The sequence below is a fragment of the Buchnera aphidicola str. Sg (Schizaphis graminum) genome, assembly GCF_000007365.1.
GTDB lineage: Bacteria > Pseudomonadota > Gammaproteobacteria > Enterobacterales > Enterobacteriaceae > Buchnera > Buchnera aphidicola.
The window spans coordinates 425,927-445,276 of sequence record NC_004061.1 but is presented as its reverse complement, the minus strand read 5'-3'; the positions used below and the strand labels follow the sequence as shown (position 1 = coordinate 445,276).

21 protein-coding genes and 2 tRNA genes are annotated in these 19,350 nt (G+C 24.6%); 5 read left to right on the top strand and 18 right to left on the bottom strand.

Annotated elements, in window-relative coordinates:
* Positions 1 to 71: 71 nt before the first annotated feature.
* The 6 genes from gshA to BUSG_RS02020 all read right to left on the bottom strand — a co-directional run bounded on the left by gshA (position 72) and on the right by BUSG_RS02020 (position 5,878).
* Positions 72 to 1,628, bottom strand: coding sequence for a glutamate--cysteine ligase (gene gshA, locus BUSG_RS02045; protein WP_011053911.1), 1,557 nt, complete (start codon positions 1,626 to 1,628; stop codon positions 72 to 74).
* Positions 1,629 to 1,740: 112 nt separating this feature from the next.
* Positions 1,741 to 1,814 (bottom strand) — tRNA-Arg (locus BUSG_RS02040).
* A 32-nt stretch (positions 1,815 to 1,846) separates the two neighbouring features.
* A tRNA-Ser gene (locus BUSG_RS02035) sits at positions 1,847 to 1,939 on the bottom strand.
* A gap of 125 nt (positions 1,940 to 2,064) precedes the next feature.
* Positions 2,065 to 2,247 carry a carbon storage regulator CsrA gene (csrA, locus tag BUSG_RS02030; protein WP_011053910.1) on the bottom strand — a complete coding sequence of 61 codons (183 nt, stop codon included), beginning with the start codon at positions 2,245 to 2,247 and terminating at the stop codon, positions 2,065 to 2,067.
* A gap of 197 nt (positions 2,248 to 2,444) precedes the next feature.
* Positions 2,445 to 5,096 (bottom strand): alanine--tRNA ligase, encoded by a 2,652-nt coding sequence (gene alaS / locus BUSG_RS02025; protein ID WP_011053909.1) that lies wholly within the window; start codon positions 5,094 to 5,096, stop codon positions 2,445 to 2,447.
* 50 nt (positions 5,097 to 5,146) lie between these two features.
* A complete protein-coding gene (locus tag BUSG_RS02020; RefSeq protein ID WP_011053908.1) occupies positions 5,147 to 5,878 on the bottom strand; it encodes an outer membrane protein assembly factor BamD in 732 nt (243 codons plus the stop codon).
* Between the two features lie 201 nt (positions 5,879 to 6,079).
* Between BUSG_RS02020 and rluD the strand changes: the two genes are divergently transcribed.
* Both rluD and fis read left to right on the top strand, forming a co-directional pair.
* On the top strand, positions 6,080 to 6,991 hold the full coding sequence (rluD, locus tag BUSG_RS02015; protein ID WP_050702906.1) for a 23S rRNA pseudouridine(1911/1915/1917) synthase RluD: 912 nt from the start codon (positions 6,080 to 6,082) through the stop codon (positions 6,989 to 6,991).
* Positions 6,992 to 7,134: 143 nt separating this feature from the next.
* Positions 7,135 to 7,434 carry a DNA-binding transcriptional regulator Fis gene (fis, locus tag BUSG_RS02010; protein ID WP_011053906.1) on the top strand — a complete coding sequence of 100 codons (300 nt, stop codon included), beginning with the start codon at positions 7,135 to 7,137 and terminating at the stop codon, positions 7,432 to 7,434.
* 104 nt (positions 7,435 to 7,538) lie between these two features.
* On the opposite strand, the gene aroQ is transcribed toward fis, so the two are convergent.
* Positions 7,539 to 7,988, bottom strand: coding sequence for a type II 3-dehydroquinate dehydratase (gene aroQ / locus BUSG_RS02005; RefSeq protein WP_044006091.1), 450 nt, complete (start codon positions 7,986 to 7,988; stop codon positions 7,539 to 7,541).
* 154 nt (positions 7,989 to 8,142) lie between these two features.
* Between aroQ and tldD the strand changes: the two genes are divergently transcribed.
* Entirely contained in the window at positions 8,143 to 9,594 is a 1,452-nt protein-coding gene (gene tldD / locus BUSG_RS02000) for a metalloprotease TldD (RefSeq protein ID WP_011053904.1), read from the top strand.
* A 95-nt stretch (positions 9,595 to 9,689) separates the two neighbouring features.
* Here the strand turns inward: tldD and rplS are convergent, their stop codons facing one another.
* The 6 genes from rplS to BUSG_RS01975 form a co-directional block, all read right to left on the bottom strand.
* The gene (gene rplS / locus BUSG_RS01995; RefSeq protein WP_011053903.1) at positions 9,690 to 10,037 is read right to left on the bottom strand and encodes a 50S ribosomal protein L19; all 348 of its coding nucleotides are present in this window, start codon (positions 10,035 to 10,037) and stop codon (positions 9,690 to 9,692) included.
* Positions 10,038 to 10,075: 38 nt separating this feature from the next.
* Positions 10,076 to 10,864, bottom strand: a complete 789-nt coding sequence (gene trmD, locus BUSG_RS01990; protein WP_011053902.1) for a tRNA (guanosine(37)-N1)-methyltransferase TrmD — start codon at positions 10,862 to 10,864, stop codon at positions 10,076 to 10,078.
* Positions 10,855 to 11,334 (bottom strand): ribosome maturation factor RimM, encoded by a 480-nt coding sequence (rimM, locus tag BUSG_RS03175; RefSeq protein ID WP_256359015.1) that lies wholly within the window; start codon positions 11,332 to 11,334, stop codon positions 10,855 to 10,857. Before rimM ends, trmD begins: the two co-directional genes overlap by 10 nt.
* Positions 11,335 to 11,378: 44 nt before the next feature.
* Positions 11,379 to 11,636 carry a 30S ribosomal protein S16 gene (rpsP, locus tag BUSG_RS01985; protein WP_011053900.1) on the bottom strand — a complete coding sequence of 86 codons (258 nt, stop codon included), beginning with the start codon at positions 11,634 to 11,636 and terminating at the stop codon, positions 11,379 to 11,381.
* Between the two features lie 84 nt (positions 11,637 to 11,720).
* On the bottom strand, positions 11,721 to 13,073 hold the full coding sequence (gene ffh, locus BUSG_RS01980) for a signal recognition particle protein (RefSeq protein ID WP_011053899.1): 1,353 nt from the start codon (positions 13,071 to 13,073) through the stop codon (positions 11,721 to 11,723).
* A 112-nt stretch (positions 13,074 to 13,185) separates the two neighbouring features.
* Positions 13,186 to 14,343, bottom strand: a complete 1,158-nt coding sequence (locus tag BUSG_RS01975; RefSeq protein ID WP_011053898.1) for a chorismate mutase — start codon at positions 14,341 to 14,343, stop codon at positions 13,186 to 13,188.
* A gap of 348 nt (positions 14,344 to 14,691) precedes the next feature.
* On the opposite strand from BUSG_RS01975, the gene rplM reads away from it, so the two are divergent.
* Positions 14,692 to 15,120, top strand: coding sequence for a 50S ribosomal protein L13 (gene rplM / locus BUSG_RS01970; protein ID WP_044006056.1), 429 nt, complete (start codon positions 14,692 to 14,694; stop codon positions 15,118 to 15,120).
* Positions 15,121 to 15,136: 16 nt separating this feature from the next.
* Entirely contained in the window at positions 15,137 to 15,529 is a 393-nt protein-coding gene (gene rpsI, locus BUSG_RS01965) for a 30S ribosomal protein S9 (RefSeq protein WP_011053896.1), read from the top strand.
* Positions 15,530 to 15,636: 107 nt separating this feature from the next.
* Here the strand turns inward: rpsI and cgtA are convergent, their stop codons facing one another.
* From cgtA to BUSG_RS01940, 5 genes are all read right to left on the bottom strand, one after another.
* Complete coding sequence (gene cgtA, locus BUSG_RS01960; protein WP_011053895.1) at positions 15,637 to 16,638, bottom strand: Obg family GTPase CgtA; 1,002 nt, start codon at positions 16,636 to 16,638, stop codon at positions 15,637 to 15,639.
* A 137-nt stretch (positions 16,639 to 16,775) separates the two neighbouring features.
* Positions 16,776 to 17,030, bottom strand: coding sequence for a 50S ribosomal protein L27 (gene rpmA, locus BUSG_RS01955; protein WP_011053894.1), 255 nt, complete (start codon positions 17,028 to 17,030; stop codon positions 16,776 to 16,778).
* 6 nt (positions 17,031 to 17,036) lie between these two features.
* Positions 17,037 to 17,360 (bottom strand): 50S ribosomal protein L21, encoded by a 324-nt coding sequence (gene rplU / locus BUSG_RS01950; RefSeq protein ID WP_011053893.1) that lies wholly within the window; start codon positions 17,358 to 17,360, stop codon positions 17,037 to 17,039.
* A gap of 99 nt (positions 17,361 to 17,459) precedes the next feature.
* Positions 17,460 to 18,713, bottom strand: coding sequence for a UDP-N-acetylglucosamine 1-carboxyvinyltransferase (murA, locus tag BUSG_RS01945; RefSeq protein WP_011053892.1), 1,254 nt, complete (start codon positions 18,711 to 18,713; stop codon positions 17,460 to 17,462).
* Positions 18,714 to 18,748: 35 nt separating this feature from the next.
* Complete coding sequence (locus BUSG_RS01940) at positions 18,749 to 18,991, bottom strand: BolA family protein (RefSeq protein ID WP_011053891.1); 243 nt, start codon at positions 18,989 to 18,991, stop codon at positions 18,749 to 18,751.
* Positions 18,992 to 19,350 lie beyond the last annotated feature (359 nt).

Sequence of the window (19,350 nt, the reverse complement as noted above, 5' to 3'; positions counted from 1 at the left end):
ATATGTATTTACTAGTATAGTAAAATGAACTTAATACGGAAAATTATGTTGATTTTTAATTATTTCCCATGTTAATTGTTAGCATGGGAGAAATTATTTTTTTTAAATGAAATTTCATTATTTTCTATCTGTTTTTGCTTCTTATGCGAAAGTATAGTTTCCCGTTCTAAGATGTTTTTTTCTGAATTATAATTATATCTATTAATAAATTCTTTGTGATATTTATTTGCTAAATTTAATCCAGTTTTTTTTATGCCATGTTTTATTAGAAGTTGTAGAAATTTTGCTGAATAAGTTAACTCTGGATTTTTAAAAAAAAGTATCGTTTCTTGACATGCTTTTTGATATTCAAAATTTTTAGATTGATAATCAAGTATTTTAGCAATTTTTTTTAAATCTTGAAAAATTATTTGCCCAATTTCAATTAATGTTTTTGTTTCATATTGACTATTGATATAAATTTTTTGATGAGGTTTTCTTCCTTCAAAAATAATTTTGTTCCAATTTTTATTATTTACTAAAAAGTTTTCTTTATTCATCTGAGGTGCATGAATCAGTGCACACCAGATTAGAAATAAATCTAGTATAAGTATTTGTTTTTTATTTATTCCTATTGAGGAGAATGGATTTATATCTAAGGAACGTATTTCTATATATTCAATACCTCTTTTTCCGAGAGCTTCTAAAAGTGATTCGCCAGGATTAGTTTGTCTTTTTGGTCTTATTGGGGTATAAAGTTCACTTTCCATTTGTAATATATTTGTATTTAATTGTAGAAATTCGCCTTGTTTATCTTTTATTCCTATTTTAGAAAATTTTTTTGAAGGTGTATTTATTGCTTTTCGTAAAGATTTAATATATGATTTTAAATCATTAAACATAATATTAAGTTTTATAGTAGGTGTTTTAGTATATCCAATATCACTTAATCTTAATGAAGTTGACCACGGTAAATATAGTATATTTTCTATATTTTTTTTAAATTTGTATTTTTTATCTTTTAAAAAATATTTTGATATTGCAGGTGATGCTCCAAATAAATAAGTAATAACCCATCCAAATCGATAATAATTACGAATTAAATTTAAGTAACCAGACGAAATATAATCTTCATTTTTTAGATTTATTTCAGACTTTTTCCAATTCTTCCAAAATATTTTAGGTAAAGAAAAATTATAGTGTATTCCTGAGATAGTATTTACTAAATCACCGTATCGATTTTTTAAACCTTTTCTATAGATATTTTTTATTTTTCCAAGATGAGAGGTTCCGTATTCAGCTATTTTAATAGCTGTTGATTTATTATAAAGATATGGAATACTAAATGGCCACATTCGTTCATGTTTTATTTTATATGAGACGAAAGAATGTAAATTTTTTAAAAATTTTATTAAATAATCTATGTTACTACTAGTAGGTGTGATAAATTCTAATAAATTTTCTGAAAAATCAGTTGTAATCCATCTATGTGTTAAAGGCGAGCCAAGCAAATAAGGATGTTTAGTATTAGAAAATTTTCCATTTTTTTTAATTCTTAAAGTTTCGCGTTCAATACCTCGAAAAATATTTTTTATTATTTCAGGATTTTTTTCTAGCCAAGAAATTTTTTTTGAGATATCCTCTATCAATTTTTACTCCTTAATTTTTTTAAAAAGATTATCTTTTTTTAAATGTATTAATTTTTAAGGATTTATTTTTTATGGTATCTGCTTGATTAGGACATTTTTGGATTATTATTTTTGCATCCGGAAGGATTCGAACCTCCGACCGCTCGGTTCGTAGCCGAGTACTCTATCCAACTGAGCTACGGATGCAATTTGAATTTATTAAACGTCATGTATAATAATGGCGGTGAGAGAGGGATTCGAACCCTCGATGCAGATTATTTCTGCACACTCCCTTAGCAGGGGAGCGCCTTAATCCTCTCGGCCATCTCACCTGACTAAAGGAAATTTTTATTATTTTAATTTTACTTTTTTTTTGATATAAGTCAATTTTTTTTTAAAAAATTTTCTTATAAAAAAAGGCATCTTACCTAAAGTAAGTAAGATGCAGTATTTATTATCAACTTTTTTTTTGTTTTTTTTCAGCTTGAATACGTTGATATATTTCTTCACGATGTACCGAAACTTCTTTAGGGGCGTTTACACCAATGCGAACTTGGTTACCTTTAACTCCTAGTACTGTTACAGTTATTTCATCGCCAATTATTAATGTTTCGCCAACTCGACGAGTTAGAATAAGCATTCTTTTTTCCTTGAAATAAAAGATTTCAACCCATCTGGTTCCTGTCTTCATAAATAAGATCGGGTTCAACACAAATCATAAAATATTTTAATAGTATATCATTACAAAAAATTTTTTTTAATTATAAGTAATTTATTTAAAAAATAATTATAAAATATAAAACGAGTTTTTCAATTTTAATTAAGAATAATTGAATACTAATTATTAAAATTTTTTGTTTTTATGTTTTCTAATTGTATTGTTATCCACGATTTTATGTAATTTAAAATCATAGGTAATTTTTTTATGTTCATACCTCCTCCTTCAGCAATTTCCTTTTTTCCTCCTCCTTTACCATTAGCCTTTTTAATAAAAATATTAATGATTTTTAATGCAGTTATATAATTAATTAAATTCTTCGTAACTCTAATAATAACTGTAAAATCATTTTTGTTTTTATTTATAAATATAATTATTGAGATTTTTAGTTCTTTTTTTAATTGATCAATTATCATTTTCATCGATTTTTGATCGTAATTGGTAAATGTATTAATTAATAAATTTATTCCTTTAATATTATTAATTTTTTTACTTAATTTTTTAATTTGATATATATTTTCTCTTTTCTGCAATTGGTCTGTTTTTTTTTCTAACTTTTCAACTTGTATTATTATTTTTTTTATTTTTTCTGTTATTTTAGAATTTTGACATTTTAAAAGAAAAGATATGTTTTGCATATCATTGTCTTTAATATGCAAATAATCTATTGCTTGTTGTCCAGTTACTGCTTCAATTCTTTTAATTCCTGACGATACACTTGATTGTTCTATAATTTTAAATAATCCAATATTTCCAGTTCTTTTCGTATGAGTACCTCCGCACAGTTCTATGGAAAAATCTTTTATAAATACAACTCGTACAGAAGATTGATATTTGTAATCAAATAATGCTATAGCTTTTTTCTTTTTAGCTTCTTCTAAGCTTAGATTTTTAATTTTAATTAAATCGTTACTGCGAATTTTTTTATTAATGATATTTTCAATGTTCTGTATTTGAGATAAATTTATATTTCCAGAATAAGAGAAATCAAATCTTAAATGTGTATTACTTACTAAAGAGCCTTTTTGAATAGCATTTTTTCCTAAAACTTTTTGCAATGCAGCATGAAGTAAATGTGTTGCTGAATGATTTAATTGAATAGCATTTCTATAAACGTGATTAATTTTGCTATATATGGAATCATTAACAATAATTTTACCTGAAATTAACTTTCCATAATGTCCAATTGTATCTCCATATTTTTTTGTATTTTCTACTATAAAGCGCGATTTTTTGTGATACAATTCACCTATATCACCTATTTGCCCACCAGATTCTGGATAGAAAGATGTTTTATCAAGAAAAATAGTTGCGGTTTGACCTTTATAAATTAAAAAAACAGACTCATTTTTTATAAAAATATATTTTACTAATGATTTTGTTTTATTTTTTTTATAACCTTCAAATATACATGTATCATTAATAATGATATCTTTATTATAATCTTTATAAAATTTGTTTTTTATACTAGATCTTTTTTTTTGTTCTTCTTTAGCTATATTAAAACCTTTAAAATCAATTTTTATATTTTTTTCACTGCAAATATCAGATGTTAAATCAATAGGAAAGCCAAATGTATCATAAAGATAGAATGCGGTTTTTCCAGAAATTGTTTTATTAGTGCTTTTTTTTATTTCTGCATTTAGTATTTTTAAACCTTTATCAAGTGTTTGAGAAAATTGTATTTCTTCTATTTTTAATGTTTCTTCTATTATTTTTTCTTTTTTTCTCAATATTTTTGCAGAATCACCCATAATTTCTATTAGACTAGGAACTAGTTTATAAAAGAAATTATTTTTTATTCCAATTTTATGACCATGTCTCAGTGCTCTTCTGATAATTCTTCTTAAAACATAGCCTCGATGTTCATTAGATGGCAAAATGTTTTCAGCAATAAGAAACGCACAAGATCTAATATGATCTGCTATTATTTTTAAAGAAATATTATTTAAATCTTTTATTTCAGTAAAGTTAGATATTTTTTGTATTAATTTTTGAAAAATATCGATTTTATAATTTGAATGCACGTTTTGTAAGACAGCAGATATTCTTTCTAAACCCATACCTGTATCTATGGATTTATTTATCAAAGGTACTATTTTTGTTTTTGAAATACGATTAAATTCTATGAAAACAATATTCCAAATTTCTATAAAACTTTCATTTTTATCTTTTAAAAAATCATTAGACTTATTTGAATCATCATAATTATAAAATATTTCTGTACATGGACCACAAGGTCCAGTTTCACCCATTTGCCAAAAATTTTCAGAATCATATTGAGAATTGTTTTTACTACCTATCTTTACAATATGATGACAAGGGATACGTATAATATCACGCCATATTTTATATGTTTCTTCATCATCTTCATAGACTGAAATCCATAATTTATTTTTATCTATATTAAACCATTTTCTTGATGTAAGTAATTCCCATGCATACGTAATGGCTTCTTTTTTGAAGTAATCATTAAAGCTGAAATTACCAAGCATTTCAAAAAATGTATGATGTCTTTTGGTGTAGCCTACATTTTCTAAATCATTGTGTTTACCTCCAGTTCTCAAACAATTTTGCACAGTTGTAACACGTGGATAAAATTTTTTCTTTTGACCTAAAAAATACTCTTTAAATTGATTCATCCCTGCATTAGTAAAAAGTAATGTTGAATCATTTTCTGGAATTAAAGAACTGCTTGGAACGATTACATGCTCTTTTTCTTTGAAAAAATTTAAGAAACTTTGTCTTATTTCATTTGTTGTTTTTTTCATTTTTTTTACTTAAATATTAAAAATAAAAATTAATTTATTTATAAAAAAATTTACACTTTATTTAATAAAATAATTTTAGATATTTTTTTGGCTGTATCAAAAATTTTTAATGCAAGAAAAGATTTTTCCATATATTTAAGTGTATCTATTGCAGCTGATGTTTCTGGATATTTTTGAAGTATTTCTTCTCCGCGATTAATAACTGCTATATATTTTTTGTGATAAAAATAATATTTTAATATTGTTAAATCGTGTTCTGATAAACGTTTTTTTAAATAAAATAAATCTTTTTTTGCATTTATAACATATATACTATTAGGATAATTATAAACGAACTTTTTAAGTTGAAAAAATGCTTTAATTGCGTAAATAGGATTGCTTTTATAAATTTGGATAGGAAAAACGTTGTGAAATATTTTTTTATCTAAAGATATATTAATTAAACTCTGTATATAAAAGATATAGTCTATATTTAAATGTTTCGGATATTTTTTAATAAATTCTTCTATATTTTTTTCAGCTGTATTGAAGTCTGAAACTTTATAATAAGCATAAATCAAATTCATTTTAATTTTATCGTTATTAAAATTAATAGCATGATTATTTTCAATTTTTTTTAGATCAAATATTGCTTTATAAAAATTTTTCTCTTTTAATTCTTTTCTGCATTTTTGATACAAATAATTATTTAATATAAGATTATAATTTTTTAAATTTTTAGAATATATTGCAAAACTTAAAAATAATATCATAAAAATAAATACAGTATTTTTTTTTTTCATTAGTGTTTTTCTTTAAATTAATAAAAATTTTTTTGAATCATATTTATATTTAATACTACATAAATTACTACTAATTTCAGTAAGATTATAGAATATCATATTTTGTAAAAATTAAAGATTTAGATTTATATAAATATATTTTATTAAAAAATAAGGGTTATTACATTGGAAAAAAAAGAATTAAGTGCTTGTGTACCTTTCATGGGCTTTTCAGGAAAAAGACTAGATCAAATTTTATCTAAACTTTTTATGCAATATTCACGCTCCTGTTTAAAAAAATGGATTATTATGAATAATGTCTATATTAATGGAAAAATTGAAAATCAACCTGATAAAAAAATATTAGGTGGCGAAAAAATTACTATTTATTCTACAGATGAGAAATTACCTATTAATTTACCTCAAAATATTGCATTAAATACTATTTACGAAGATAGCAATATACTAATTATTAATAAACCTCCTGGTTTAGTTGTTCATCCAGGAGCGGGTAATCAAGATGGAACAATTTTAAATGCATTACTATATCGTTATACTAATATTAGTAGTATACCTCGATGTGGAATTATTCATCGTTTAGATAAAGATACAAGTGGATTAATGGTTATTGCAAAAACAATCTTTTCATATAATAAGTTAGTTACATTACTAAAAAAAAGAAAAATTATTCGAAAATATCAAGGTATTATCAAAGGAAACATGATTTCAGGTGGCATTGTTAATTATCCTATAATGCGTCATCCTTTTAAAAGAATATGTATGACAACTGATTCTTTAGGAAAAAAATCTATTACACATTATAAAATAATTAATCGGTTTAAATTTCATACACACGTTTCTTTTAGATTAGAAACTGGTCGTACACATCAAATTCGTGTTCATATGTTACATATTGGCTATCCTCTTTTAGGAGATCCTTTATATGGTGGTATTGATTATGGTTGTAACTATTTTCAAGAAAATAGAAACATTTATCGAAAATTTAATTTGTTTCGTCAAGCATTACATGCTGATTACATTGAATTTATTCATCCCTTTACTCAAAAAGTAATGAGTTGGTCAGCTTCCTTGCCACAAGATATGAAAGACATTCTTTTATATTTAAAGAAATAAATATATAATATCTTAAACAAGATTGAAAATAATTAATTTTTTAAATAACACATCATTTTTTTCAAATTATGATTTATTGTTTTAATAAAGAATTTAATTAATAATATATACACATTAAAAAAGATTAAAGAGTCGATCAATCTATGTCAGAAGAGTCAATGGATACAGGATTTTTAGTTATTAATACTAAAGATAAACAAGATAAAACTGTAAAAAAACCTTTACGTATATTAATAAAAAAATCCTTAGAAAATTATTTTTTACATTTAGATAAAAGCCAATGTGTCAGTAATCTATATCAATTAGTTTTATCTGAACTAGAACAACCATTATTAGACATAATAATGCAACATACGCGCGGAAATCAAACACGAGCCGCTTCTATTATGGGTATTAATCGAAGTACCTTGCGAAAAAAATTGAAAAGGTATGGTATGAATTAATTTAAAAATAATATTAAATCCTATGTTTTAAATCCTATTGCACTTTCTATAATTTGTTTAGTACAGAAGGTGCAACTTGAAATTAATCTTTTTATATCTCTATTTTATACACAACATCTTTTTGATATCGTTTCTAGTGCCCAAAAATATCCGTCAAGGCCTAAACCTGTAATAACACCTTTAGAAATATCAGATAACCATGAATGTGAACGAAAATTTTCTCTTGCATAAATATTTGAAATATGAACTTCAATAAATGGAATAGTAACAGCAATTAATGCATCTCTAATTGCTATACTTGTATGTGTAAATGCAGCAGGATTAATTATGATATAATCAATTTTTTCTTTTTTAGCAGAATGTATTTTTTCAATTATTACATGTTCTGCATTAGATTGAATATCATTTAATGATATATTTAGTATTTCTGATCTTTTTTTTAAGTCATTTATTAAACAAGATAAAGTTTTATCTCCATAAATATTTTTTTCTCTATCTCCTAAAAGATTTAAATTCGGTCCATTTATCAACAATACGTTTATATTTTTTTTCATTATCATCTTAAATAAATATCCCCATTTAGAGTTTTTTATTAAAAATTTTAAAGATATTATACAATAATATCTATAAAAAATATTGTTTATTTCTTTAAAAAATATTGTATAATAAATATACAATAAAAAATTTTAACTTAAAAAGTGAATTCAAATGACATTAGAATTAGTTACTGAGTCTTTATTGACTAAAAATCAAATAAATCATCAAGATGTTTTTTCTTGTCTAGAAGATTTTTGCACTCATAATATAGATTATGGAGATTTTTATTTTCAATCTCGTATTTGTGAGTCTTGGTCACTAGAAAATGGAATTATTAAAGAAGGTGATTATCATTTAGATCAAGGAGTAGGTGTAAGAGCCGTTTCTGGAGAAACAACAGGATTCTCATATGCTGATCAAATATCAATAGATGCAGTAAGAAAAAGTGCTCATATGGCAAAAAGTATTTTTGATAAAAAAGAAAAAATAAAAATTAAACCTTTATTAAATCAAGAAAAAAAATTTTTTTATGATCCTATTAATCCGTTAAAAACGTTTACATCTAGTGAAAAAACTAATTTACTCTATAAAGTAGATCATATAGCGCGTAAGACCGATAATCGTGTTGTACAGGTAAACGCCAATTTAAGTGGATCATATGAAGAAATTTTAGTTGTTTCTACTGAAGGTAATCTAGCTACAGATATAAGACCATTAGTTGAATTTTCTGTTAGTGTTTTAGTCGAAGAAAGAGGTAGGAGAGAAAAAGGCAGAAGTGGAGGAGGAAGTCGTACTAATTATAGCTTCTTCATAACTCAAGATGATTGTTTTGGAGAAAATAGAATTGATTATTGGACAAAGGAAGCTGTTCGTATAGCTTTATTAAATTTATCTTCACACGAAGCACCTTCCGGTACATTTCCTGTTGTTTTAGGATCTGGATGGCCTGGTGTTTTATTACATGAAGCAGTAGGACATGGTTTAGAAGGTGATTTTAATAGAAGAGGAACTTCAATTTTTACTAATATGATTGAAAAAAAAGTGGCTTCAGAATTATGTACTATAATTGACGATGGAACAATGAAAAACCAACGTGGTTCATTAAATATTGATGATGAAGGAGTTCCAGGACAATGTAATGTACTGATCGAAAACGGTATTTTAAAAAAATATATGCAAGACAAACTTAATGCTCGTTTAATGAATACAAAATCTACTGGTAATGGACGTCGTGAATCTTATTCTCATTTACCTATGCCTCGTATGACGAATACTTATATGATACCTGGTAAATCTAAATTAGAAGATATTATTAATAGTGTTGATTATGGAATATACGCTATTAATTTTTCTGGAGGGCAAGTTGATATTACTTCTGGACAATTTGTGTTTTCAACTTCAGAAGCATATTTGGTAAAAAAAGGCAAAATTTTTTCACCAATTAGAAATACTACTCTTATTGGCTCTGGTTTAGAAGTAATGCAACAAATATCAATGGTTGGAAATGATTTAAAAATGGATCAAGGTATGGGTATGTGCGGAAAAGACGGTCAAAATATTCCAGTAGGAATCGGTCAGCCATCTATAAAATTAGAAAAGTTGACTGTAGGTGGAACTGTTTAATTTTTTAAAATAAAAAGTTTTATTTTCTATATATACTGGTGCAGTCAAGAATAAGGTCATGACTGCATATTTCAATATTTTTTTAATAAACTAATTTATTCGATTCTTTCTTTAATTCGTGCAGATTTTCCAGTACGCGTTCTTAAATAATATAATTTTGCTTTTCTTACCTTTCCTTTTCTTTTTACAAAGATAGAGTCAATACTATAGGAATGAGTTTGAAAAACACGTTCAATTCCCTCACCATTAGAAACTTTACGAACAGTAAAAGATGAGTTTAAAGAACGATTTTTTATCGAAATGACTATTCCTTCAAAAGATTGAAGACGTTTTTTTGAACCTTCAATCACCCATACTTTTACTTCAACTGTGTCTCCAGGACGAAAATGAGGTATGTTTTCTTTCAATTGCTCTTGTTCAATTTCTTGAATAATATTAGTCATTTTTTTTCCTTTTGATAAAAAATTAATAATTTTTTTATTTACCTTTTATTAATTTTTTTTAATTCATTTAAAAGTATTTTTTCTTCTTTTTTTAAAATTTTATTTTTTAATAAATCTGGTCGTTTTGTCCAAGTTTTTTCCAAAGATTTTTTTAAACGCCACAAACGAATTTTATCATGATTTCCTGAAAGTAATATTTCTGGTACTTTCATTTTTTCTATTATTTTAGGTCTTGTATAGTGCGGATAATCAAGAAGACCATTGAAAAATGAATCTTCTTGTACTGATTGTTTTTTTTTAATTACTCCTGGGATAAATCTGGAAATAGAATCTATTGCAACCATGGCTGCCAGTTCTCCTCCAGTCAGTATATAATCTCCTATAGACCATTCTTCATCTACTTGACAATCAATAATTCTTTGATCTATTCCTTCATATCGACCACAAACAAAAATAATTTTTTTATTTTTGATTATTTCTAGAATTTTTTTTTGATTTAATCGTTTTCCTTGAGGAGATAAATAAATAACTATTGCACTTTTTAATAGATTTTTTGCATTTTTAATTGCTAAATATAATGGTTTTGCACTCATTAACATTCCCGGTCCTCCTCCGTAAGGACGATCGTCTACAGATTTATATTTATTATCAGTAAAATCTCTTGGATTAAAAAATTTAATATTTATAATATTTTTACGAATTGCTTTTCCAGTTACTCCATAATTTGTAATTGCATAGAACATTTCCGGAAAAATTGTAATAATACAGAACCATATTAAAGTGTTATCATATTTTGTTTTAGTTTGATCATGTTTGTTCAATTCCATATAACTGTTATAATTTTATGTTTAACATTAATATATTTAACTATTTTTTTATGAATAAAAGGAATCATTATTTTTTTAAAATTATTTTTTTTTAAGTTATTTCTTATGATAAGAACGTCATTATTTTGATTTCTAATTAGATTAATTACCTTTCCTAAATACTCTTTCCTCGAATTAAATACTTTACAGTCAATTACATCATTCCAGTAATATTCATCTTCTTTTAATATCGGAAGTATACTTTTGTCTATAAAAATTTCTAAATTAGTAAATTTACTGACTGTTGAACGATCAAGAATATTTTCTATATGAATAATAAAATTATTGTTGTGTTTTTTCCATTTATCAACATGAATGATTTCCCATTTTTTTTTTAGAATAAACCATGGAAAATAGCTGAATATTTTTTCTTTATTTTCAGTAAAAGAAAAAAATTTTACCCAACCTAATATTCCATAAGCTTTTCCTATTTTTCCTATTAAAATAGGATGTAATGGTTTTTTTAAAAAAATATTTATACTGTATCCTCTTTTTTATTAAATAATTTTATTAGTTTTTGAGATCTTTTTGAAATTTGAGCTCCCTTTCCTTGCCAGTATTCAATACGATTTAAATTCAATTTAAGAGTTGAATTTTGGCATTTAGAAACTGGGTTAAAATGACCTAATTTTTCAATAAATCGTCCATCTCTAGAAAATCGACTATCTGCTACTACCATTTTATAAAATGGACGTTTTTTAGTGCCATATAAAGCTAATCGAATTCGTACCATTTTTTTCCTCTCTTAAATATAAAAATTTTAATTTATTGTGTATTGTTTTATATATTAAACAAAAATTATTAGTTTATTTCTTTTTTAAAAATTTTTCGGTAGTATATTGCTTATGTTTCGAATCATTTTTCCAATTCCTCCTTTTTTTATTTTTTTCATTATTTTTTTTATATTATCAAAATTTTTTAATAATTTGTTTACATCTTGAATTTTTGTTCCCGAACCTAAGGCAATTCTGCGTTTTCGAGAACCTTTAATGATTATTGGATGCATTCTTTCTTTATGAGTCATAGAATATATAATTGCTTCTATTCTATTTAGAGTATTTTTATTTTCGCCTAATAATGGATTGTTAGATAGAATTTTATTTTTTGAGAATTTTTCTATAAAATAGTTTAAATTTCCCATATTTTTCATTTCTTTTAGTTGTATTAAAAAATCATTTAAGTTAAAATCATCACCTTTTCTAAATTTTTTAGTTAAATTTTTTACTTGAGATTGATTTACTTTTTCTTCAATATCTTTGATCAGAGATATAACTTGATTCATTCCTAAAATTCTATCAGCTATCCTTTCAGGATGAAATGGTTCTAATTGGTGTAATTTTTCTCCAGTTCCTATAAATTTAATTGGTTTTCCAGTAATATGACGAATTGATAAAGCAACACCACTTCTAGCATCACTATCTGTTTTAGTTATCACTATACCGGATATAGATAAAGATGCGCTGAATTTTTTTGCTATGTTGATTGCATCTTGACCCATCATTGAGTCTACTATCAATAATGTTTCAATAGGTTTTGAAATGTTTTGTATTGTATTTATTTCATTCATCATTTCTGTATTAATATGTAAACGTCCTGCTGTATCGATTAATAACAAGTCATATAATTTTAATTTTGCATGTTCAATCGCTTCTTTTGTGATGTTTATTGGTGTTTGAGTTGTATCAGATAAATAAAAATCTATTTTAACTTGATCAGATAATATCTGTAATTGTTTAATTGCAGCAGCTCGATAAATATCAGTTGATACTGTTAATATTTTTTTCTTATATTTTTCTTTAATCCATTTTGCTAATTTTACTAAAGTAGTTGTTTTTCCCACTCCTTGTAGTCCTACGACTAATATTATTGCTGGTGGTTGAATAGAAAGATTTAAATCATGGTTCTTTTCCCCCATTGATAAAATTAATTCATTTTTTACAATTTTTATAAATTCTTGACCGGGCGTTAAACTTTTATTTATTTCATGACCAATTGCTTTTTTTGAAACATTTTGTATAAACTTTTTTATTACTGACAGTGTTACATCTGCTTCTAAAAGTGCTTTTCTTACTTCTCGTATAGTATCTTTAATATTTTCTTCTGTCAGTCTTCCTTTATTAATAATTTTACGTAAACTTTGTGAAAGACGTTCAGTTAAGTTATTAAACATTTTTTCTTACTCGTTTTTAAATTGATATTAAATTATTATTTTTTTTTAATTTACTATTAATGTTTTTAAATCTAAAAGAGTATCTAAAAATTTAATTTACAATTAAGCAATGTTATGGGATTATTGGTGTTATATTTTCACTTGGATAACAACCTAGAATTTTTATAAATTTAGTAATTTTACCTATTTTTTCAAGAGTTTCTTGCATTAAGGAAGATGATAAATTAGCTTGAACATCAATATAAAACATTTCTTCCCATGGATTTTTATAAATATTTTGAGAAGTTAATTTTTTCATAATTAATTTATTCTTTTTCAAGATTAATAATACTTCAGCGAGAGCGCCTGATTCTTGACCTGTATTGAATATTAACGTTGTTTTTGTAGGGATTTTTGAAGAAATACTAACAGGTTTTCTTGATAATAAGATAAATCTTGTAATATTTTTCTTTTTATTTGCTAAATTTTTGTACAATACCTTTAATCCATAAATTTTACTTCCTAATTCACTTCCTAAAGCAGCATTGGTTGTTATGTTGTATTTGACAATTTTTTTCATTGCATCTGCAGTACTATTAGTATATTGAATTTTCCAATTTGGAAATTTTTTTATAAAATAACTGCATTGTTGAAATGGTTGAGGATGACTATATACTGCTTTAATTTTGTTAAGCTCTATTTTTTTTATTGCAAGTAAGCAATGATTTATCGAAATGTTAATTTCTCCAATAATAAATAAGTTTGTTTTTTTTAAAATATCAAATATTTCATTAATAAATCCAGAACAACTATTTTCTATCGGTAGAACAGCATAATCTGTTTGATTGTTTTCAACTGATTGTATAACTTCGTTAAAACTTAAACATGCATTTTCAATACATGTTTTGAAATTTTGTTCTGCATATTGAGATGCAGCAATATGTGAATAAGAACCTTTAGGACCAAGAAAAGAAAAACTAGCAAGGTCAAGATTATTATCATTGCAAAACTTATTTAATAATTTTTTTTGTGTTAATACAGATTCTTCAATTATTAATTGGAATAAACGTGTTATATAATTAGTATTTAAATTATTTTTTTTTCCTAAATTAGTTAGTTTTTCTAATAAAATTTTTTCTCTTTCTATGTCTCGTATAGGTTGATTATTTTTTATTTTAGATTCTGCTATATTTAATACTAATTTTTTTCTTTTTGCCAATAATTGAACAATATTTTTGTCGATGTTGTTGATTTCACTTCGAAAACTTAATAAATCATTTTTAGATGGCATAATTTATTTTACCTGTTAAAAATTTAGTGTTTTTAAATTGAAATAAAATATGTTTTTAATATACATTTTTATTTTTAAAAAAAATAATATTTATATAAATCAATATTTTTTTATATGTTTTATATAAAAATTTTTTATTTTTTATATACTTAAAATATAGGTAAATATTAATCTTTAAATTAGAATGATGTAATTCTATTTTTATTACAATAATCTATATTCTTAATTAATTTTTTACAAAAACATTTTAAAAAGTATTATTGGCAATAATGTATTTTACTATATCTTATTAATTATAATCATAGTATTATTTTCTCTGTGAATAATTATTTTTAAGTGAATTATGAAATGAAAACTTTTTCATTAAAACTAAATGATATAAAACGAAATTGGTTCTATGTTGATGCAACAAATAAAATATTAGGTAGATTTGCAAGTGCAATATCTATTCGTCTTAGAGGTAAACATAAGATTGAGTACACTCCTCATCTTGATACTGGAGATTATATTATAGTTTTAAATGCTTCAAAAATATTAGTTACTGGACAAAAAAAAATTAACAAAGTTTATTATCACCATACTGGTTATATCGGTGGTATAAAACAATTAAGATTTGAAGAAATTATGTTAAAAAATCCTGCTAAGGTAATAGAAATAGCTGTAAAAGGAATGTTACCAAAAGGCTCTTTAGGCCGTTCAATGTTTAAAAAATTAAAAGTTTTTTCTAATGAAAATCATGATCATATAGCACAGTGTCCTCAATTTTTAAATATTTAAAAAGGTATAAAAATTAATGGTTAAAATTCAAAATTATGGAACTGGACGTCGTAAAAGTTCTTCTGCTAGAGTTTTTCTGAGATCTGGTGATGGAGAAATAACTGTAAATAAACGTTCTTTGAAAGATTATTTTGGTCGTGAAACTTCTTGTATGGTTGTACGTCAACCATTAGAATTAGTTGATATGATGAATAATTTTAACATTTACATTACGGTAAAAGGAGGAGGGGTGTCTGGACAAGCTGGTGCTATTCGACAAGGAATTACGCGAGCTTTAATCAAATATAATCATTTACTACGTTCTGAACTCAGGAAATCAGGTTTTGTTACACGTGATTCAAGACAAGTTGAACGAAAAAAAGTAGGTTTTCGTAAGTCTAGAAAACGTACACAATTTTCTAAGCGTTAACTAATTTTTTTAAAGAACTTGGTTTTTATAATAAACCGAGTTCTTTTTTGTGTTTTCATAATTGTAAAAATTTTTATTTTAAATTAAAAAGTCAAAAGAAAAAATTGCTATTTTTGCAAGTAAAATGCTATGTCAGAACATAGTTTTTTAACACCTATTTTCTTAATCGAAGAGATTAAATAAAACCTTTCTTCTACTTTTAAAAAATTTTTAATTTTATCAATAATTTTTTTTATTTCCGAAGATTTTATTAAATCAATTTTATTAAGAATTAACCATCTTGGTTTATTATATAAACTTGTATTATATTTTTTTAATTCATTTAAAATAATTCTTATATTTTCTACAGGATTAGAATGATCTGTAGGACATAAATCAACAATGTGAAGCAATATTTTACATCTTTCTAAATGTTTTAAAAACCGCACACCTAAACCAAATCCTTGAGATGCATTTTGCATTATTCCAGGAATATCAGCTATAATAAATTTTTTACCTTCTGTATTAACACTTCCTAAAACAGGATTTAATGTAGTAAACGGATAGTTTGCGATTTTTGTTTTAGCACCAGATATACTTTTTACTAAAGTAGATTTTCCAGCGTTTGGCATACCTAACGTCCCTACATCAGCTATTAAAATTAATTCCAATTGTATATCACGTTTTTCTCCTACTGATCCAAGTGTTCTTTGTCTTGGTGTTCTATTTATTGAAGATTTAAATCTAGTATTTCCTAATCCGTGCCAACCTCCTTTGGCAATTAATATTTTTTGCTTATGCTTAATTAAATCACCTATTATTTCACGTGTTTGATAATTGATAATTTTTGTACCAACAGGAACATATATTTTTATATCACTTCCCTTTTTACCAGAACAATTTTTTCCAGATCCATTTTCTCCGTGAGGAGCTTGAAATGTTTTTTTAAATCTAAGATCAATTAGAGTATTTAAATTGTTATCAGATTGTAACCAAACGTTTCCACCATCCCCACCATCTCCACCATCTGGACCACCTTTAGGAATGTATTTTTCTCTTCTAAAATTAACACATCCATTTCCACCATTCCCAGCAATAACTTGAATTATTGTTTGATCAATAAATTTCATTTTTTATTCTTTATTTTTTAAAAAAATTATTTACTATGTATTTTTAATATTTTATTTCTTAAGTTTAAGAAAAGAATACCCCTCCTTATTTAAAAAGGGGTTTTTTCTATAGTTAATATTTCATAAAAATTTTAATATTATCTTACTATGTTAATATAAGTTCTTTTCTTAATTCCCTTTTTTTTAAATTCTACCTTTCCCTTTACAGTAGCAAAAATAGTGTGATCTTTTCCACAACCGACATTTTTCCCAGGGTGAAATTTAGTTCCTCTTTGTCTTACAATAATACTACCTGCTGGAATAAGTTCACCACCAAAACATTTAATTCCTAATCTTTGAGCATTAGAATCTCTGCCATTTCTTGTAGATCCACCAGCTTTTTTATGTGCCATGTTGACTTATTTCCCATTAAAATTATTGATATCTAAAATTTTGACATTAGTAAAATATTGACGATGACCTTGTTTTTTTTTATAGTGTTTACGGCGATTAAATTTTATTATTTTTATTTTTTTTAATCTACCATGATTTTCAACGTGAGCTTTGATTTTAGTTCCTTTCAAAAAAGGTTCACCTATTTTTACTTCTTTTTTAGCAGAAATCATTAAAATTTTGTCAAATTCAATTATTGAACCTGGTGAATTATTTAATTTTTCTAATTGAATAATTTGATTTTTTTTTACTCTATATTGTTTTCCACCGCTCATAAAAACTGCGTACATAATAATGCTCCTATTTTTTAAAAAAATTTTAATTGTTAATTAAAATTCAATTTTGAGTTTAAATAAATATAAATTGTTTTATTAAAATATAAAAAATATTTATATATATTTAATATTTGCTCCTAATTTATTTAATTTTTCAGAAAATGCTTCATATCCTCTTTCAAAATGATGAATATTATCAACTGTTGTCGTTCCTCTAGCAATACAACCGGCTAGAACTAGTGTTGCTGATCCTCTCAAATCGTTAGAAAAGACATTTTGAGAATATAAATTAGGAACACCTTTACAGACAATAGAATTGTTTTTTATTTTTATTTTTGCTCCCATTTTAATCAGTTCTGAAGTATAAATAAAACGGTTTTCAAATATATTTTCAGTAATAGTACCTTTACTTTGAGAAATACTATTTAGTAAAGCAAATTGTGGTTGCATATCTGTTGGAAATCCTGGATATGGAGAAGTTGAAATATTTATAGATTTCGGTTTTTTACCTCTCATATCTAATTGAATCCAATCTTTTCCTGTTTTAATTTCCGCTCCTGATTCTGATAATTTCATTAATACATTTTTTAAATATTTAGGTTCAGTATCATGGCAAATAATATATCCTTTAGATATTGCTGCTGCAATTAAAAAGGTTCCTGTTTCAATTCTATCTGGTATAATTTTATGTTTACCTCCGATAAGTGTTAAAACACCTTTGATAAATATTCTATTACTACCTGCTCCAATAATATTTGCTCCTAAGGTGTTTAAAAATTTTGCCGTGTCAATAATTTCTGGTTCTTGAGCTGCATTTTCAATAATCGTTGTACCTTGAGCTAGTGTAGCTGCACTCATAACAGTAATAGTTGCTCCTACACTAATTTTTTCTATATAAATACGTTTTCCTGTTAAGGGTTTTTTAATAGAAGCAGAAATATAATTTTTTTCTAAAATAATTTTTGCGCCTAATGCAATTAGGCCCTTAATATGAAGATCAATCGGTCTAGCACCTATTTTACAACCTCCTGGTAAAAATATTTTAGCTTTACCAAAACGAATTAGAAGAGGTGCTAGCATCCAGATAGATGCTCTTATCTGCTTTGTTAAATCATAGGGTGGAGAGTGAATTTTTATTGAACTTGTATCAATATATAAATTTTTTTTTTTATATTTTATTTGTGCTCCTAAACTTTTTAGCAATTGGATTGCTATATTAATGTCTCTTAATTTTGGTACATTACTTATTTTAATTTTTTTTTCCGTTAATATAGTCATAAATAAAATAGGTAAAGCTGCGTTTTTAGAACCAGAAATTATAACATTTCCATTTAATTTCTTATCGCCTTCTATATATAATTTATTCATTTACTATGAAATCTCTATACTATTTTTAATATACTTTATTTTTGATTTTTATCCCACTCTTCTAAAGAGTAAGATTTTATAGATATAGCATGAATTTTATTTTCTGTAATTAGGTCAATCAAAGGATTATAGATTTTTTTTTGTCTTTTAACTTGAGTTAGTCCTTTAAACACGTTTCCTATAGCTGTGATTTCATAATGATTATTATCTTCTGTAACATAAATATCTTTTAAATTTAACTTTTCTTTTAGAATTGATATTATTTTTTTTTTATTCATTTTTAAATATACTTTTGAATGATTGTTATAAAATATTAAATTTTTAAAATTTTGATAAATTTGATTTTTTACATTAAAATAGATATCTAAGATAGATATATATACTGTTAATTAGAGTTTATTTAAATATATATTACTAGCATATATTTTAAAAAATAATAAAATTTTTTATATGAAAAAATTATTTTTTTTGATTTAAAACTGATTAAATTTTATCAATGATAAAGTAATATTACTATATTTTTATTTGAATCATTACTGATATAAAATAAAAATTTTTTAATATTTAAAAAATTTATAAAAATAATAGTGTTTTATAAATATTTTTTTATGCTTAAAAAAAGATTCGTTTTATATTT

Bases quoted from the DNA above. Each gene is read 5' to 3' on its own strand.
- rplU (WP_011053893.1), bottom strand. From the start codon at position 17,360: ATGTACGCAGTTTTTATGAGCGGTGGAAAACAATATAGAGTAAAAAAA.
- murA (WP_011053892.1), bottom strand. From the start codon at position 18,713: ATGAATAAATTATATATAGAAGGCGATAAGAAATTAAATGGAAATGTT.
- BUSG_RS02020 (WP_011053908.1), bottom strand. From the start codon at position 5,878: ATGAAAAAAAAAAATACTGTATTTATTTTTATGATATTATTTTTAAGT.
- tldD (WP_011053904.1), top strand. From the start codon at position 8,143: ATGACATTAGAATTAGTTACTGAGTCTTTATTGACTAAAAATCAAATA.
- rplS (WP_011053903.1), bottom strand. From the start codon at position 10,037: ATGACTAATATTATTCAAGAAATTGAACAAGAGCAATTGAAAGAAAAC.
- fis (WP_011053906.1), top strand. From the start codon at position 7,135: ATGTCAGAAGAGTCAATGGATACAGGATTTTTAGTTATTAATACTAAA.
- rpsP (WP_011053900.1), bottom strand. From the start codon at position 11,636: ATGGTACGAATTCGATTAGCTTTATATGGCACTAAAAAACGTCCATTT.
- aroQ (WP_044006091.1), bottom strand. From the start codon at position 7,988: ATGAAAAAAAATATAAACGTATTGTTGATAAATGGACCGAATTTAAAT.
- rplM (WP_044006056.1), top strand. From the start codon at position 14,692: ATGAAAACTTTTTCATTAAAACTAAATGATATAAAACGAAATTGGTTC.
- csrA (WP_011053910.1), bottom strand. From the start codon at position 2,247: ATGCTTATTCTAACTCGTCGAGTTGGCGAAACATTAATAATTGGCGAT.
- alaS (WP_011053909.1), bottom strand. From the start codon at position 5,096: ATGAAAAAAACAACAAATGAAATAAGACAAAGTTTCTTAAATTTTTTC.
- BUSG_RS01975 (WP_011053898.1), bottom strand. From the start codon at position 14,343: ATGCCATCTAAAAATGATTTATTAAGTTTTCGAAGTGAAATCAACAAC.
- trmD (WP_011053902.1), bottom strand. From the start codon at position 10,864: ATGGAATTGAACAAACATGATCAAACTAAAACAAAATATGATAACACT.
- ffh (WP_011053899.1), bottom strand. From the start codon at position 13,073: ATGTTTAATAACTTAACTGAACGTCTTTCACAAAGTTTACGTAAAATT.
- cgtA (WP_011053895.1), bottom strand. From the start codon at position 16,638: ATGAAATTTATTGATCAAACAATAATTCAAGTTATTGCTGGGAATGGT.
- rluD (WP_050702906.1), top strand. From the start codon at position 6,080: ATGGGCTTTTCAGGAAAAAGACTAGATCAAATTTTATCTAAACTTTTT.
- rpsI (WP_011053896.1), top strand. From the start codon at position 15,137: ATGGTTAAAATTCAAAATTATGGAACTGGACGTCGTAAAAGTTCTTCT.
- BUSG_RS01940 (WP_011053891.1), bottom strand. From the start codon at position 18,991: ATGAATAAAAAAAAAATAATATCAATTCTAAAAGAAAAGTTAAATTTA.
- rpmA (WP_011053894.1), bottom strand. From the start codon at position 17,030: ATGGCACATAAAAAAGCTGGTGGATCTACAAGAAATGGCAGAGATTCT.